This window comes from Vibrio sp. 10N.261.51.A4, from assembly GCF_041471945.1.
GTDB lineage: Bacteria > Pseudomonadota > Gammaproteobacteria > Enterobacterales > Vibrionaceae > Vibrio > Vibrio crassostreae_C.
Genome location: NZ_JBFRPJ010000011.1, coordinates 16,291 through 33,587, shown reverse-complemented (window position 1 = coordinate 33,587; position 17,297 = coordinate 16,291). Strand labels below are relative to the sequence as shown.

The 17,297-nt window shown below is 42.4% G+C and carries 16 protein-coding genes; 2 read left to right on the top strand and 14 right to left on the bottom strand.

Annotated elements, in window-relative coordinates; genetic code table 11:
* Positions 1–78: 78 nt before the first annotated feature.
* The 14 genes from AB4384_RS03670 to AB4384_RS03605 form a co-directional block, all read right to left on the bottom strand.
* Entirely contained in the window at positions 79–330 is a 252-nt protein-coding gene (locus tag AB4384_RS03670; protein WP_017086250.1) for a hypothetical protein, read from the bottom strand.
* Between the two features lie 242 nt (positions 331–572).
* Positions 573–1,145 carry a hypothetical protein gene (locus AB4384_RS03665; RefSeq protein WP_108167912.1) on the bottom strand — a complete coding sequence of 191 codons (573 nt, stop codon included), beginning with the start codon at positions 1,143–1,145 and terminating at the stop codon, positions 573–575.
* Between the two features lie 138 nt (positions 1,146–1,283).
* A complete protein-coding gene (locus AB4384_RS03660) occupies positions 1,284–2,006 on the bottom strand; it encodes a hypothetical protein (protein ID WP_154723902.1) in 723 nt (240 codons plus the stop codon).
* A 147-nt stretch (positions 2,007–2,153) separates the two neighbouring features.
* Positions 2,154–3,143, bottom strand: coding sequence for an SH3 domain-containing protein (locus AB4384_RS03655; protein WP_372128908.1), 990 nt, complete (start codon positions 3,141–3,143; stop codon positions 2,154–2,156).
* 441 nt (positions 3,144–3,584) lie between these two features.
* Positions 3,585–3,758 (bottom strand): hypothetical protein, encoded by a 174-nt coding sequence (locus tag AB4384_RS03650; RefSeq protein WP_372128906.1) that lies wholly within the window; start codon positions 3,756–3,758, stop codon positions 3,585–3,587.
* An 11-nt stretch (positions 3,759–3,769) separates the two neighbouring features.
* Positions 3,770–4,546, bottom strand: coding sequence for a M48 family metallopeptidase (locus AB4384_RS03645; protein WP_372116456.1), 777 nt, complete (start codon positions 4,544–4,546; stop codon positions 3,770–3,772).
* The gene (locus AB4384_RS03640; protein WP_372128904.1) at positions 4,546–7,818 is read right to left on the bottom strand and encodes a type I restriction endonuclease subunit R; all 3,273 of its coding nucleotides are present in this window, start codon (positions 7,816–7,818) and stop codon (positions 4,546–4,548) included. The genes AB4384_RS03645 and AB4384_RS03640 overlap by 1 nt, the downstream gene beginning before the upstream one ends.
* Entirely contained in the window at positions 7,815–9,350 is a 1,536-nt protein-coding gene (locus AB4384_RS03635) for a nucleotidyltransferase (protein WP_372128902.1), read from the bottom strand. Before AB4384_RS03635 ends, AB4384_RS03640 begins: the two co-directional genes overlap by 4 nt.
* Positions 9,350–10,504, bottom strand: a complete 1,155-nt coding sequence (locus tag AB4384_RS03630) for an SAVED domain-containing protein (RefSeq protein ID WP_372128900.1) — start codon at positions 10,502–10,504, stop codon at positions 9,350–9,352. Before AB4384_RS03630 ends, AB4384_RS03635 begins: the two co-directional genes overlap by 1 nt.
* A 12-nt stretch (positions 10,505–10,516) precedes the next feature.
* Positions 10,517–11,743 (bottom strand): restriction endonuclease subunit S, encoded by a 1,227-nt coding sequence (locus AB4384_RS03625; RefSeq protein WP_372128897.1) that lies wholly within the window; start codon positions 11,741–11,743, stop codon positions 10,517–10,519.
* On the bottom strand, positions 11,733–13,265 hold the full coding sequence (locus tag AB4384_RS03620; protein WP_372128895.1) for a type I restriction-modification system subunit M: 1,533 nt from the start codon (positions 13,263–13,265) through the stop codon (positions 11,733–11,735). The genes AB4384_RS03625 and AB4384_RS03620 overlap by 11 nt, the downstream gene beginning before the upstream one ends.
* 19 nt (positions 13,266–13,284) lie before the next feature.
* Positions 13,285–14,238, bottom strand: coding sequence for a nucleotidyl transferase AbiEii/AbiGii toxin family protein (locus AB4384_RS03615; protein ID WP_372116448.1), 954 nt, complete (start codon positions 14,236–14,238; stop codon positions 13,285–13,287).
* Between the two features lies 1 nt (position 14,239).
* Positions 14,240–14,644 carry a DUF6088 family protein gene (locus tag AB4384_RS03610; protein WP_005391098.1) on the bottom strand — a complete coding sequence of 135 codons (405 nt, stop codon included), beginning with the start codon at positions 14,642–14,644 and terminating at the stop codon, positions 14,240–14,242.
* Between the two features lie 188 nt (positions 14,645–14,832).
* The gene (locus AB4384_RS03605) at positions 14,833–15,426 is read right to left on the bottom strand and encodes a tyrosine-type recombinase/integrase (protein WP_372128892.1); all 594 of its coding nucleotides are present in this window, start codon (positions 15,424–15,426) and stop codon (positions 14,833–14,835) included.
* A 313-nt stretch (positions 15,427–15,739) separates the two neighbouring features.
* On the opposite strand from AB4384_RS03605, the gene AB4384_RS03600 reads away from it, so the two are divergent.
* Complete coding sequence (locus AB4384_RS03600) at positions 15,740–15,976, top strand: hypothetical protein (RefSeq protein WP_136987164.1); 237 nt, start codon at positions 15,740–15,742, stop codon at positions 15,974–15,976.
* A gap of 535 nt (positions 15,977–16,511) precedes the next feature.
* Entirely contained in the window at positions 16,512–17,294 is a 783-nt protein-coding gene (locus AB4384_RS03595) for a hypothetical protein (protein ID WP_154723907.1), read from the top strand.
* The last annotated feature ends 3 nt before the right edge of the window (positions 17,295–17,297 follow it).

Below are 17,297 nucleotides of genomic sequence, written 5' to 3'. Positions count from 1 at the left end.
CAATTGTGCAAGGACTTCTTACACAAATTATTTTACTGCTATCTAAATTGATTGAGGCAAAACTGAAGGTTAGCTAGTTTAAAATGGGAAGTGATCTTCTTCATACCCTTCAACCCAAATTACTAGCTTTTCAAGCTCATCACCTTCGGGTGTTCCTGGTTCGGCCACATCAAACAAGGATTCAATTCTTTTCAAAACGGCTTTATAGTCGCTTTCTGAGGGTTCTAGGCCCACTTCATCTAATGAAACTGTAGCAAGCCCATCAGCGTGGGCAGTCTCAGGTGTAATACCCTTGAGCAGTTCTTTTTCTGATAGCTTTTTCTTGCTCATAAGCCGTTTCTCGATTCGAAAATGACATTAGATTAGTTTATAGCATAATGGACTACTAGCCGTAATGTAGAACCTTATTCAAAACACAATGGGGCAGATCTGAGTTAGCTGGCACTTTTTGAGAAAAGTGCCACGAGTAAAACTTCAGGCCTATGAAGCCTCTGGACAGAAGCGATTTAGACTTAATACACTAAATCGCTCCAATTAGATTAGAAAAGGTATCTTGAAACCTTAAACACTTGTTATATGTGTTGTCTGATAGTTTCAACTAATTTGTCATCTCCAGCTTCATGTAGCCACAGACACCAAAATTTGATGACCCCATGCTGAAAACTATAAACCAACCATTCGCCCGTTTTTTTAGGCTTTGACCGACTCTCGATTAGAGATTCGTACATACTGTCAATATTGAGTGGTTGTTTACCCAGCTTAGTTTTACGAGCGTGATTTAACCAATTTTCAGTAATAAACGATGATTCACCAAAGTGTACATGTTGAACTTCAAATCCGACTTTGTCAGAAATACTATTAAGTTTTCCTCGCGCCTTTGTTCCTTTTTCCACACATCTAAGTGTTTGTAGCAATGAACTTATAGGAACTGATATAGGCTCATTTTCAATGACAACATATCGCTGATAAAGCAACTGCGATAGCTGAACTTTAAACATCTCACTAAATATAGAATCAGGGCAGTTGTACGATAACATCTGATTTACTTCAGCTACATTGCTCTCATATGACCAACTATGCTCTAAGCTTTCGTCTCGCAAAGGGGTAATATTTATTGACTTAATAATTGTCTCGAATTCTTTCACTTTCCCTCCGAACACATAGCCGAATTAATGTGTGAACAACGCAAACCGCCTAGCCTAAACCATTGTTCCGTAAAAACTAAAGCTGATTCAAACTGAAAATGACAAGCGTTGAGAAACACTCTAAAATACTTGTTAGGTTTATTTTTCACACGATGCTAAAAGTTCTCGTTCACGTTCTAAAACCTTTTGAGGGTAAGGAAGTTTGCCATCTTGAAGCTCTGCGCTCCTTACAAGCCATGGATTTCCTTGGGAATAAAGATCATTCATTGATTCAGGCCCATGCAATACAGGGCTAAACACCACTTGCTGTAACGAATTAGATTTCAAGAATTGGCTTAATTCTTGGTCTACTTTTGTCAGAAAAACGTCTAGATCAATCATTTCTTCATTAGGTAATTTTACCGAAATTGCTCCTTGAGGGAGATACTTAATTACATGAGGCCATCTAGAAACATCACTCCACCAAATGGCCGGCATTTCGAGTTGGCTATTACCTTTAGTCACAGGGTGAAGGTGTAAATACTTAATAGTGAGGTCAACAAGTTCACCAAACTCAGTCATTAACCAAACATGGTGGTCATCTCCCCAAAAGCCGTTCCAGTTTGGGGCAAGTTTACTGTCGCAAAATACTTGCGACACACATACTTCTCCTACAAAAGTTTGCGACTTGATACCCAGCCTTTTCAAGATTGAGGATATTGCAAGTGAAGCTTGCAGGCATCGCATAGAGTACGAGTCAGAATAATGCTGTCTCAGCACGCTCTCAACTACGGTAAAACATAACCTACGTAGAAAATCAGGAGTTCTTTGCTCATTTTGAGCTTTAACAGCCTGCTTATCTATGAAAGCTTTCTTTATCATGTTTCGATCTCCATTGAAAAACCTAACGCCGCATCAAGGTGTGAGAAACGCTACTACGAACCTTAACTGTACCACCGTAAACACTAAACCCAACGATGGAATGAAAAATGCCAAGCGTTGGGAGTCACTCTCAAATGCTTTGTATGCTTAATTTCTGAAGCGTTCTGTATATTCATTAAACACCCACCCTTCTAGATTGCTACCATCCTTTTGGGGTACAGTCACCTTTACCCAACTCCGATCTTTTTCCAAGATGTAAATCAATTGACCAAAATCTAAGTGAGAAATAACTGCTGACTTTATTGAAGCAGAAGCTCTTAAGTGAACTCCATCACCACTTATAAACCTATTCACTGCTGTAGTCTCAATACCAGAGTTTTGGGGAAGCTTCTTAATTAAGCTTTTTTGCACTCTACGTGGTTCGTCATTATTTTGTAGGAATTCAGCCACTAACGGCTGTAAGCAAACACCAACAAATAACGGCATTACAATATAGTTAAACAAGTATTTAAAAATGAGGAAGAAAATATTGGGTAGTTTTTGCAGATTCTTCTCAACATCTCTCTCACTGGCATTACCCTGTTGTAAATCACTTCCAACTTCTGACAGTATGCCTGAAAACTCGGAAAGCTCTTGCTCAGTATATAGAGAGTTTAGAAATTGAGACTGTCTGATCCATACTGGATTTGTTATTAAGTCCAAAGCTTCAAATTGGTTCAATGATACGCTGTTTATAACTGAATCCAGCATTTTAAAGTGATCTGACGATGTGTTGTTTATGACAGAGTCCAGCACTTTAAAGTAGTCCAACGATGTGTTGTTTATGACAGAGCCCAACGCTTTAACGGGGTCTAACAATGTGTTGTTTATGGCAGAGTCCAGCGCTTTAATGTAGTCCAACGATGTGCTGTTTATAACAGAGTCCAGCGCTTTGATGTGATCCAACGATGTGTTGTTTATGATAGAGTCCAGCGCTTTAATGTGGTCCAACGATGTGCTGTTTATGATAGAGTCCAGCGCCTTAATGTGGTCCAACGATGTGTTGTTTATGATCGGATTCATAGCGTCTAAATGCTTCATCAATGGAGAATTTTCTATCGCGCTAATCTGTTTTAAGTAACCACTTTGTTTGCTCATATTTAACGATTATCTCCTATTAAGCTAACGCTTTCTATGCGGCTTTTAGCCACCTTTCATATTTCTATCATGTAGCCTTTTTAATACCACATCAACGTGTAATCAATAGGTTATGAAAGTTAACAGAGATTAGATTGTATGATGCCTTATGATTTCAGAAAAATGCTGTTACTCAAACTCCTTCGGATAACTTTTGATAGGGGAAATTACTAGGTTCGAAGTCAGCAAGATCTTTTGCTCTGAATTGTTTTGGGGCAGATCTGAGTTAGCTGGCACTTTTTGAGAAAAGTGCCACGAGTAAAACTTCAGGTCTATGAAGCCTCTGGACATTTATTGGTTAGAGCAAATATTCAACGCTTGTATACCTTACCCTGAAAACCACACCATAAAAAAACACTAAAAATGAATAGATACTCAACATCTGAGCACGCTCAATTTCATCTAATCATCCACAACTTCAATCGTTATATGCTGCGCACCAAGGTATGTGCCTTCATCCACTTCATAGCGCAGGGTTTCATCGCAATGTGTGCAGTCAAAGGCTTCGTTTGGTTCGATGCATTCATCTTCTAGCCAGTCCCTGCCAATATGCTTTTCACAAGTTGGGCATCTCATTTCATCAATCCTTATTCATTCAAATACAGCTCCGCCATTCCATCTAAACGGGCTTTTACTTCTTTCCAATTAGGCATCACGCTGGTCAGCAAGCGCCAGAACTTGTCACTGTGGTTATGCTCAGCGATGTGGCAAAGCTCATGCAGGATCACGTAATCAATACACTCTTTAGGCGCTTTGATTAGATGAGGGTTGAGCATCAGGTTCCCTTTAGCTGAACAACTTCCCCATTGCTTTGTCATAGGCAGTACACGAAAGCTTGGGATACCATCAACCCATGTGGCTTGAGGCAGTAGTTCAGATAAGCGTTCATGAAAAATGCGCTCAGCACGAACCTTGTACCAGTTGCGCACCAAAGCTTTAACCATGGCAGTTTTGTCATCGTTAAACCTCGTCAAGGTGACAAGTAACTTACCGCGAGTCATTTTTACCGTTGGCAAGGCATCTGCATCTTCTACTACCTTCAGCACATAACGACGACCAAGATAGAACTGCATCTCACCGCTGACGTAGTGTTTAGGCTGGACATACTCCAAATGACCTCGAAACTCTTTCAGGGCATCATAAATCCACTTGGCACGTTTCATTACTGCTTGGTGGATATCATCGCGCTTTGCATTTTCTGGAGATGTCACTACGACTTCACAGTTGGGATGAACCTTGATGGTTATTTTACGTTTCTTGCCTTCTAGGTGAGGCTTGCGCACAACCTCATAGGGAACAGCCTCGTCGCCATAGATGAAGCTGTATTCCTCTTTGTTGCGTTCGTCAGAGACTGTTGATGCCATTAATGGTGACCTGCTAAACCTAAGCGAGTGATTTGCACCACTTCTTCGGCAATGACTTGCGCTTTATCGACCCCTAAATCGGCAAACAGTAACGGAAGCACCTCTAGATTGATCTGGTTTTCAATCTCTGATGGATTGATTGAAAATTCTGCCACCGCTTTGCGCACTTTCTCGTCAATCTCAACTGCATAGTTGAAGCATTGATCTTCAGTAAGATCTTGACCTTCAGTGCTATGCTTTAAGAACAACCCAAAGTAAGCTTGTACATGGCGCTTAATTTTTGGGTCTAGCTCTGCGAAGCGATCTGTTGGTAATCCCTCGACTTTGCGCTCTTTCACTTGCTCCTCGAAATCAGCAAATAGGAGATATTGCTTAACAGGCGCATCAAACATCTCTTTTGCTTGCTGAATCGCTTGTTTAAGCAGTTTCGAGAAATACTCTTGAGCGTAAGGGTCGTCCGCTAAATCTTGCTCAATCATCTTAGTGACACGACCTGTGATCGCATCTTTCTTATTGCGAGCCTCATCGTCACTTAGCTCTTCTGGTTTTATATCCTTCCCCATATTGCCAACCAGATAAGCACCTTTAGACTCTTGGATCTCAACGCCACCGATGTGCTTGTCTAACATAGTGCGAATACTCTCAGCGTACTCGTCGTAATCAATGGTCTCTTCTGCTTGCTCACGAACAACTTTACGCAGCGATGTCATGCTTTTTAGCGTGTCTTTATAAATCTGGCGTTTATCATCAAAGCTCTTGTCTTCAAAGTAGGTGGCCGATTGCAGAGCGACTTTTAAACAATTGGCAAACGCAGTGAGTGTGCTATAAAAATCTTGGCGTTTCTTTAGGTTTAAATCTGTTGGCTGACCATCTACATACTCAATGTTCGGCGCAAATACCCGTGCCATTGCGTGCGGATCTTGGGTGTTTTTTACATTAATAAAAAATGCCCAGAGTTCACTGTATAAGCCAGGCAGTTTTTTATATTCCGTGTCCATGCGGCTGTATAAGCCTTTAAGATCGTCAATATCAAATCCACCTTGGGTACGCTCTGCCAAGTCTTGGTAGTCAGCAATGGTGGCATCTAGTTCTTTTAAGATGCCTCGGTAGTCGATGAGGTAACCAAACTCTTTCTTTTGGTGTAAACGGTTCACGCGAGCAATGGCTTGGATAAGGTTGTGCTGTTTAAGCGGTTTATCGATGTAAAGCACGGTGTTCTTTGGTTCATCAAAGCCCGTTAAAAGCTTATCGACCACGATCATTAAATCGGGCCCGTCATCTTTACCGAATTCTTCAATGATATGCTTGGTGTAGGCTTTTTCATCTTGGCCAAAATCTGAATCCAGTACGTTCTCTTTCCACCAATTCTGTACCACATCCTTGCTTTCTCCATCGACTGTATCATGGCCTTCTCGGGTATCTGGCGGTGACATGGCAACTACCGAGGTCACTTTACCAATTTGGTCGAGAAGCTTCTTATATTGGATAGCAGAGGCTTTTGAGTCACAAGCAAGTTGCCCCTTTAACCCTTGGCGCTTGAAGTTTTGGAAGTGGTCAGAAATGTCGTGGGCGATAAGCTCGATACGACCTTCGGTTTGATATATTTGACCTTTCTGAGCAAACTTCTTCTTCAAGTCTGTGCGTTGCTTTTCGGTCAGCTTGTCGGTGATGCGATCAAACCAAGCATCAAGCGCTTTGTCATTGGTACTTAACTCTGGCACACGCTCTTCATACAGCAGCGGAGTAACGGTTTTGTCTTCCACCGCTTGCTGCATGGTGTAAGAGTGGATGATTTTACCGAACTTGTTTTCAGTCTTGTCATCTTGCAGTAGCGGTGTACCCGTAAAGCCGATATAAGCCGCTTTTGGCAGAGCTTGCTGCATACGAATATTGTTTTCACCGTTTTGACTGCGGTGGCCTTCATCGACCAGCACAATCATATCAGGGCTGTCGTTGTAGCACTCATCAAGCTCTATTGCGGTGCCAAACTTGTTGATGATAGAGAAGATAATACGCTCATTGCCTTTACCAATTTGCTCAGCAAGGCGTTTACCCGTTGTAGCCATGGCAGTTTTGCGATCTTTCTCAGACAGCGCACCGCCAGAGGCGAACGTACGTGCTAGCTGATCTTCCAAATCAACACGGTCAGTAACGACAACAACACGACACTTGGCGAGTTCTTTTATCCAAATGAGAGCCTTGGATAAGAACACCATGGTGAACGACTTACCCGAGCCTGTGGTATGCCAGATAACGCCGCCGTTACGTGCGCCTTTCTCGTCAAAGGAGGTTACACGTTCAATCAGGGCTTTAATGCCAAACACTTGTTGATAACGCGCAACGATTTTGCCCGCTTTTTTATCAAATAAGGTGAAAAGCTGAGTCATTTCCAGAAGGCGGTCGTGACGAAGCAGCGACACCAACAAACGGTCTTGGTCTGTCACCATTAAATCACCGCCCGCAATCAGCGATAAGTATTCATCACGTACTTTGGCTGGGCGGTGCGCAAACAGTTTATCGAGCTGCTCTGGTGTCAGTGGAGTGTTTTTGAGGCGTGCAAAGGTGGCATCGGTGATCTGTTCTTCTTTCCACTTTGCCCAGAATTTGCTTGGTGTGCCGCATGTACCGTATAAACCGTCATGCCCATTCACCGACATCAGCAATTGGCTGTAGGCAAACAGGTGTGGGATCTCATCGACTTTTTGGTTGCGGATATTTTGCGATATACCCTCGGCAACTGTGGGCTTGCCTTCATGAGAAGAGTCAGGGCGCTTGGCCTCTATTACAACCCAAGGCAGGCCATTCACAAAGCAGACAATATCGGGAATACGTTTGCCCGTACCATGCGCATTTTCTACTTCTAGCTCTTCGGTAAAGTGGAACTGGTTGTTCTCAGGGGTTTCCCAATCAATGACATTGATTGTTGGGCTGGCTTTCTTGCCATTAACAAACTCGGTTACGCCAATACCATAGGTCAGAGCGTTATACAGTTTTTCATTCGCCGCTTTCAGCCCTTCATTCATGGCAGGGTTGGCAAGCTCATGGACAATTTTATCAATGGCCGCTTCCGATAGGTGATGATCTTTACCCGTAAACGAGAAGGTTTTTTGTTTGAGTACATCACGCAGTACATCAGGCAAAATAACCGTCGAGAGGTTGCCACGCTGGGCAACGCATTCGCTCGGTGGAATGAACTGATAGCTAAGATTGGTAAGTAGAGTTAACGCAGGGATTTTTGAGCTAAATTCTTCTTTGAAATTTAATATGTTCATCTTGTATATGTATCCCTCACTCTAACAATAAACTCTCCTGTTTTTGCTACGCATCTATCATTTTTGATAATGAAACCTTCAACCCAGTGATCACCTGTATACGAAGTTGACTCAGTTCTAAAAATGTCGGCACTTGAAGTATTCACATGCTCAGATATTTCACCTCGAAGTTGTCCCGCATCTCTTGCTTCTTGTCCCGTATTGACTACTTGCCAATATACGTTAAACGGCCTAGGTACATCGGTTTGCAGTTTAAATTTAAGTTGTTTGCCTTTCAGTAGCGGTTGACCTGACTTAAACTTTTTCCAAGACACAATCGTCTTGTAGCTCCCCTCAACTGATGCACTATAAGAAAGGTTTAATGCTATCGGCCAGTTACCAGTGTCTTTGTGGGAAACTTGAAAATTTAAAGCTGGAAGGTTGGTTGGTCTATAAACATTGACTAACGACTTGGTGAACAAATCACTTTCAACTAGGTGATTTATATTTATCAGGTCATCTCGAAGCCATCCAACCCATTGGAAAAATGCTTTGGCCCTTGCATGATCATTTTCATGCCACCTATCGGCAAAGTTTTCTCCTGGATTTGTTGGATTTGAAATTATCCATTTCCCGTCCTGTGTGCGCGTAATTAATGAATAAAGTGAGCTTGCATAGGCTTGGTTATATATGAACTTAGTATTTAACTGGTTCGCTTGTTGCTCTAACCTTGTAATTAGATTTCGTAAAGTATCAAAAATTGTTGTCTCATTTTGATAGCACTTTGCCGCAAGTACACTAATTATCATGGAAATAGGCTTGAAGCTTTCTACTTCAGATTGAGAGAATCTAACGTCACGATGTCTCTTAAGGAGTTGAATAGCTCTTTGCAAAGGTGTTTTTACATGGATATTAGGAACATCATTTATTGAGTTATACAACTGCCTTTGGTTGTTAAATACCTTTGTCTTCTGGATTAACTTTTCTCGTTCAAATGCGAAGCCATTTCTTTCGTAAAACCATTGTGCGAAGCCCTTAGGGTTACTTGTAGTCCAAGTATATTGGTTTTGTTCACTTTTATTGGTCGCCGCAATAGCATCGCGTTGTGCTAGTAAGCTACTTTCAGAAACTGAAGGCAACACATCCATATGAAAACCGATACCATCTTCTTCGGCGTAATTCAAAGTCCAACAACGCTTACCTTCGTCATCTAGCAATCTTTCGTAAGTTCCGTTTTTCTTAATCCTATCTCCAACTTGCTCTTTAACAGTGCTAGGTTGCGTAGCATTTTTTGAATGAGCCAGATTACATACCAAGTCGATGTCATAGTCAGCATCTTTGCTATTTTTAAATGGTCGAATTTCTGTTCCTAATTTAAAGGAGCCTTGAAGATAAACATCTGGAGTTGTGTACGTCCCCTCGTAGTTGCCTTCTTCTAGAAAGCTTTTCATAGCTTGGAATCGATCCATCGCTTGTTTGTATTTCGATGGTGAAATGTCTAGCCTCGATGCGGCTAATTGCAGAGCCTCTTCCCGCGTCACTAAATTACTCATTATTTACCTCCCTGTATTGTGATGGTTGATTCAAACTTTTTCGTATCAAAATTTTGATCGTATATATGCCAAGACATACTTGCTTTAGGCATTCTCACTCTGCCTAGCTCAACAGCGCAGGAAGCGGGCATTGCAGGGAATATACTGAGTTGAGCATCTAATCCGTACTGGGCAGAGATGCGCTCCAGAACCTGTCTCATCGTTTTTCTAAACTGTGAAAGTTGTTCTGGCGAGCGAATAAAGTCATTGTGCTGGTATTGCACAGGTGTTTTAACTTCCCAAATATCGACTTTATCACCTAGCTCACTGTATATGCGCGTGTGGTTAATATGAGCACTTAAAGAAAGTACCAGTACAGGGAGTCCATGCGCAGTGTTCGAAGGCTCAACAATAAATTCAAATTCATCAGGCGTAGGCTGCCAACTCCATGTCTTCGGCTCTCTAATTGGCTGATAAGTACAAACATCAACCTTGTCGGTAAATAAACAACCTAACTTTATTAGCAATGGCATAGGTGCTAATGAAAACAAAGAGAAATGAGCATTTTGGCTGGAGCTAATCAGGGGGACTACCTGTTGTGTAAAAATGGAATCTAAGTGCTTAGATTCCGCTGCCCAATACTCAGCATCCCTATCCACCAAGCTACTAGACATAGATAACTCTATTGCATCTGAACTAACTGGATATTTTGTCGGAAACATCGCTGCAACTGCTTCGTTATACTGCAAAGGCGATTTTTGCTCTCCGATGTTTGCTCCATAAAAAACGACATGCGATTTATTAGTTGGTGAAATGCCAGCGACTGTCCAAACTCGGTACTCGTGCTCCTTCTTCCATTTTTGTAATAAATCGGCTGAATATTTATCACCATTTATATCTTGGTCTATTGTTTTGTGGCAATCGTGGCACATTAACATTAAGTTGCCAACCTCATTAAGTGCTTTCTTATTTGTTATAAACGGCCCCCATCCTCTAGGACCATCTTTTGAAAAAGAGTATATGTGGGCTGCTTCAGCAATGTTCACCCTTTCTAGAGTGATAGGGGACTGATACAGAGGTCTATTACAACCATTAAACTGACAACGACCCGCTGATTTCCCCCAAAGTGCAGTTTTAACTTTTTCTTTTATGTGCCTAGTAACCTCAATTGCCACGATGTTTACTCCTTAAATTTTGACTCTACGCTTACCCGTCAACAACTGCTGCATCAATGCCTTTTTCTCTTGCTTGAAGTGATCTAGCTTAGCTTCAAGCAATTCGATATCTTTGTCGGCTGCGGTGAGGACAGAAGCGATTTTTTGTTGTTCTTTTAAAGAGGGGACTTGAACCTTGATCTGGAGTAGGTCTTTTGGATTTACTCTTCTAGCCTTTCGTCCTCCATTCGCTAAACCAAGATTAGAAGTGTAAAAATCGTCTCTTGAGACAAACTCGATGAACCACTTAGGTTCTACAGCTTCGGAAAAGTCAAAAGCAGGTAAATCGAGGGTCGATTCAAATCCATCCAAATGTTCAGGGATGATTCCAAAGGCTCCATTCAAAAAGTCTAATTTGCTATAGATAAATTGCCCCGATTTTCTTTTGTAGTACTTAGTTGAAGAACTGCCCAAACGCTTTTCTTCTTTCTGCGTAACGCCTCGACCGTAAAGCTTTACTGTAAGCTTTCTCGCGAGTTCACCGTTAGTACCTGCAATGCGACTTTCAGTTATCAACTTTGATATAGGTTGGGAGTTCCACTCCCCCTCAAACGCCTTACCAGTTTCAGGATCAACCAAACGCTTCTTACCCGTCAAAAGCTGCTGCATCAGGGCTTTTTTCTGCTGCTTGCTGGTTTCAATCAGCTTTTCAGTGGTGCTAATCGCTTTGTCCCATGTTGAGAGGATTTTGGCGATTTTGCGTTGTTCTGGGAGCGGGGGGACAGGAAATACATAGTCTTTAACCATTTGTACATTTAGGTTTTGAACGCCCCCACCTGCAAACTGTTCTCTTACAGCAAGATATCTGTAGTAGTCAGTATTGAGTATCGACTGAACAAAGTTGCTATCCAGTCGTTCACCGCACTTAATCAGAGTCAAACTCACATAGACGCTGAAATCATAATCGACTGTAACTACTGCTGCTTCACCAATACCAGCACCAACTCTAGTCATGAGTACATCGCCTTTCTCTGGCTTTGTGTTTTTTGTAAGCTTATTATGTAGGTCGACAGGTATGTGCTTGATTTTATCGAGCTTTAACTTGCCTTTCTGTACATTGCTCGCGGAAAAAAATGGCACACCGATAGATTCATCTACATATGTTGGCGTAGCAGCTACACCGCACGTTATTTTTGCTAAGTTACCAAACTTTTCAATAGACCATGAGTCAGGTGAGGATGCGTAGAAATTACTTCCCATAACCCAGCTCCTCTAGGTAACCCGCCATCTCAGCTTCAAGGTCAGCTAAATCACTTTGTAGAGCTAAGCGCTCAGTACGAACCGCAACCAAATCAATCTCTTCTTCTTCCTCAAAGGTATCCACATAACGGGGAATATTGAGGTTGTAGTCGTTCTCGGCAATCTCTTCTAGGGTCGCTAGGTATGAGTATTTATCTGTGGTTTCACGCGCCTTGTAGGTATCAACAATCTTTTGAATGTTCTCTGGCGTAAGCTGGTTTTGGTTTTTTCCAGATTTGAACTCGCGAGAAGCATCAATAAACAGCACCTTGTTATCATCTTTTTGCTTTTTGAAGATGAGAATAGCAGCAGGGATACCTGTACCAAAGAATAACTTTTCAGGTAGGCCAATTACGGTATCTAGCAGGTTTTCATCAATGAGCTGCTTACGGATTTTACCTTCTGATGATGCTCGGAAAAGCACACCATGGGGCACAACTACACCCATGCGACCGCTTTCTGGCTTAAGTGTCTCAATCATGTGTGAGATAAACGCATAGTCACCTTTAGTCTTTGGCGGAATACCACGACGGAAGCGGCCAAAGTGGTCGTTACCTGCATCTTCAAAGCCCCACTTATCCAGTGAGAATGGCGGGTTGGCGGTTACTACGTCAAAGTGCAGTAGTCCACCATCTTTATCTTGCAGTTTAGGGTTGCGAATGGTGTCACCCCACTCAATGCGATGGTTGTCTTCACCGTGTAGGAACATGTTCATCTTAGCCAGTGACCATGTTGAGCCAATCGCTTCTTGACCAAACAGGGCGTACTGCTTGGAGCCTGCAAAGTTGTTTTGAACTTGCTTGCCACACTTCATCAGTAGTGAGCCTGAACCACATGCAGGGTCACAAATGCTATCGCCTTGCTGTGGCTCTAGGATGATTGAAAGTAAGTCTGAAACTTCTGGTGGGGTATAGAACTCACCCGCCGATTTACCGCTGCCAGCAGCGAAGTGTTTGATGAGATATTCGTAGGCGTTACCAATCACGTCCAGTGAACCCACGCGGCTTGGGCGCAGGTTTAACGTGTCTTTACCGAAGTCTTCCAGCAGGTGACGCAGGATGTCGTTTTTCTGCTTTTCATCGCCTAACTTGTCTGTGTTAAAGCTGATGTCTTGGAACACGTTCTTTAGTTTTGTGCCGTTTGCTTCTTCAATTGCATGCAGCGCTTGGTCGATGCGAGAGCCATTGCCAGCTTCGTGGCGAGATTCGTATAAGTCCCAGAATGTTGAACCAGTCGGGATTTTGAAAGACTGTTTCGACATCATCGCAGTGATCATCTGCTCGTTACCATTGAACTGCTTTGATAGCTCATCAAATTTGTCTTGGTGTACGTCAGAGATGTACTTCAAGAACAGCATGGTTAGGATGAAATCTTTGTATATGGATGGGTCTACGGTGCCTCGGAAGGTGTCACAGGCAGCCCAAACGGCTTTGTTGACTTGTTCTTGGTAGAGAGGATCTTGATTGATTGGTGAATGTGGCATGAAATGGTACTCGAATAGATTAAATTGTTTTAATTAGTGACTCTGCTACGTGTTTGAAAGAGTCAAAACAGGTATCAAAATCATGAGGTTCGGTGTTGAACACCATCGGGGTTACAAACTCGTGAAAACGTTGACGAAAAACTGGGTTTTCTTCAAGCTCTTTCAGCCCAAGTTGTAGTTCTTGTTTTGGATTGGAGACGAATTCTGCATGCTGATTACCAAAACGCTCAAGATCTTCTTCTAACACCATTTTAAATAACGGTGTTAGTGCTGTCAGGTCGAGGTGTTCTGTCTGTTCTTCGGTCTTTAGAATGCAGTAAACATCATAGATATGGCGCACAAGGGTGGCATCATCCTTACGCTGTGCATCGCGCTTGACTGACATTGTGCGGCGCAACATTGATATGATTTTTTCAACCAACGTGGCATGGATAGAAACGCAATCAAACGCCTTCACTTCTGGTGGTTGTTTATACAGCTCTGCGACCAGTGATTGAATGCTACGAGGCTCTGCATCAAACAGTGGGATTGTCTCCATTAACTCCAGTTTGATAATGGGGCGAAGACATGGCGCTTGGCTAAACTGTTGCGGGTATCGGAGTTCCAACTCAACATAGCGATATTCATCACGTACACTACGCGCTTCAACCGTAAATCGCTCTGACCGAGTGATCGCATGTTCAATACCGTTGATGCATGCCTTACGAACTGCTTTCTTTTTTGCGCGGCTCAGTTCATCAAACGCTTGCTTAGGGATCAATTTAATGTCTACGTCTTCTGACATTCTCAGAATTTTAACGTTTGACTTTGCCAGAGCTGTACCGCCAGAAAAGACCATTTGGTGAGAGTCAGGCTTCACTTCTGCTAGCTCAGAAAGCAAGGCAACTACCCAGTAATCTTTTTCAATAATGGCAGGGTTTCCGAGCTCAAGTGCATCGGAAACCTCAAGAAACTGTTGCTTTAGTTTTTCCATATTAACTCGGTGAATTCAACACTCGGTTACCAACAACCAATTTGCGATTAAATTGTTTGGGATTCCATGAGTATTGAACGGATGATGGGATTTGGGTGCTTTCACCTGATAGGCTTTGCAAAGATAGGTTGTCCATCTCAAAATCGACGCCTTTCATCTTTAATATCTCGCGCATCAGGGCATCGCTCCCCCCAGGGTTCGTAGGCATGGGTTTGCCCGTTAAGCTGTTAATCCTTGCCTTGGTGTATAGACCATAGCCAAGCTTGATTAGCTCACCTTTTTTGACTAGTTGCTTTAGCGCACGACCAATTTGATCGTAGCTAGCAAAGCCATCAAAGTCTTTGCGCTCAAACACATAACGTCTTGAACGCTTTATCTTTTGATAAATACGGTCAACGGCTGTCATTTGAACCTCCTAATTTCCTAAGTGTTCAGATTATAACTCAACCCTGTTGCCATAGGAATAAATACGGCACATGCATATGAGTAAATGCGACACTTGATCAGTTGATAGTTAGCATAAGGCATTGAAATAAAGATACAATATTGATTCAACTCAAGATCGACATAATTTGAATTCAGTGTCTAACCTTGTTATGAGTCTATCCCTTCAGAGATGTTCAGCGCATCCTCTATCTCGACCCCCAAATATCGAATTGTATTATCTAGCTTCACGTGACCAAGTAACAGCTGAACAGCCCGAATGTTTTTGGTGCGAGCATAGATTAACGTCGCCTTGGTACGGCGCATTGAGTGCGTACCATAAAGATAAGGATCGTAGCCAAGTTCAGATGCCCAGCGGCGAATAATGGTGGCATAGCAGCTATAACTCATTGGCTTACCTTGTTTGCGAGGGCTTGGGAAAAGATAATCTGGTGCAGATAATTGGCTACGTATTAACCATTGAGTCAAGGATTGTGCTGTGCGGGAAGTGATCTCAAACTGCACCTCTCGACCAGTTTTGCTTTGGCTGTAAAGAACACGATCTTGAATGACGCCGCCAGAAGATATATCTCTAACTTTCATTCTTAGCAAGTCACAAGAACGGAGCTTACAATCGATGGCGAGATTGAGCAGGGCCAACTCCATGATATTGCCTTCGATTTCTAGTCTAGTGCGAATTCGCCAGATGTCTTCGAGCTTGAAGGGCTTTTTCTGCCCAGTTAAGTGACCTTTCTTCGTCCACATAATTGACCTCCCGTCTAACTTTAGAAGTGGCCTTAATAAGTTTAGATGAGGAAATTGAATGGCTATGCAGTTAGGGGGCTGAAAAATATTGCAGACTAAAGTGGGTTAGAATCTTTGCTCTAGATGATAAAGGGGCATTTTCGATTTAGAAATGGCAGCGTATCGACTGCGATCGCTGCCATTTTAGTATGATACTTTAATACTCAGTATGAATCTTTATTACTCTCTCACATATCCCTCAAAACTACCGTGTACCCACTTTGGATGATGCTATTGTTTGAACTTCAATGCACTTAGCGCACAGGAGAGAGATATGATTTCATGGACAAATTTGGATGACGGCACTCACGAACTTAAAATTAGTGACGCGTTTAATATCGTGCTCTACCCATCAGCTGGCTATGCCATCGCAACGGGTATCGATAGAAAGATCAGTTTATTTGGCTCTACTCTTGAAGAGCAAAAGCAAGATGTTCAAAGAACGGTAGTCGCTATACTTTTAGACATCGCGGAAAAAGTGTCACCGGATGATGTTAGATACGGTCGTTAACTAACTTTCTCTGTATCCAAATAGAGAGCACACATACCGCGCATAGAAATAGTGAAATATCGGCTAGAGAGTTTGGGGTGACATTTAAAAGTGAAGAAACAGGTTCGACATACTTCATGACGACTAAGAGAGTAAAGGCGACTGTAAGCCTCTTATAACCGCTTCCAATAGACATACGCATAACCTTTAGTCCATATTCCAGTTTTTGATGGAAAGCAACCCAATTGGCCCTTGCGCCAAACTGTACGTGACAGCCCAAATCTTCCACAAAGAACTTTCGTGTGGGTTCTTAATCCATACGAGAATTGCGGGAGCGGTGCCGCATCCAACCCAAAACCCAAAACCCAAATGTGATATAGAAGATCACCAATAACCATAGTTCTTGCATGAGTTGAGCTCCTTTAAGTGCCTAACGCCTTTTCCTCGACGCATTCTTGATGCGCTACTGGCAATTTATTCGTCATACAAGGCCCATTTTGTATTTAACCAATAATTGTATACAATAACATAATACGTTATCTAAGAGTCTTCCAGAATGACAAACCGCAACGCTGATTGGGTACGCTTCTTCAAATTAGAAGAGCAGTTCTTCGACGATGTACTCTCTTCCACAAATGAAGTTGAGTCCTTTGGTTCACATTGCTATCCAAAATACACTGAAGAATTTACCGAGTCGGGTCACCTTCGTCTGACCAAACCTCAACATATTCGCTGGATAGGTCACGTTAATGGCGATCAAAGCCTGTTCAATAAACTTCAGAAACAAGCCAAAGAAATTTACGACCTTCATCAATCTTTGACACTTTCGGAAAAAAGATGCTCTCGTGAACCTATTTTTTTAGTTGATGCTACGCGTATCGGTGTTTACAAAAACGTTGCGCACTCTTCGAATCTAATCACGAGCTCTGACGAAGTGAGCTTAGTACGAGGTAAATATAGCGATACACCGGAACGCGACATTCAAAACTATAACGACATGCGAAAGGATTTAATTGACCTTGGGTTCAGTACCGCTACCGTTTCGTTAGCTCCAGTAACACTCTCTTTAAAAGTATGCACGCAAGAGTTAGTGAACTACTTTGGTCGCGAAGATATAGTGTATAGGAGACAAACAGGTCACCAATATCGCAGCCGAGTATATTGGGATCGACAATCTAGACCTATGAAACTTGGTTTCTTTATTAGCTTATCTCCAATTACTTACCATTGCGTTGTCTCTCCAAGAGAATCACGCGAAGACTCGTACCTAAACAGTGGTGAAGCCATTCCTTTCGTCGGTCCTTGCGATGGTGAATTTTGGATAAGCAAGACCTCATAATGC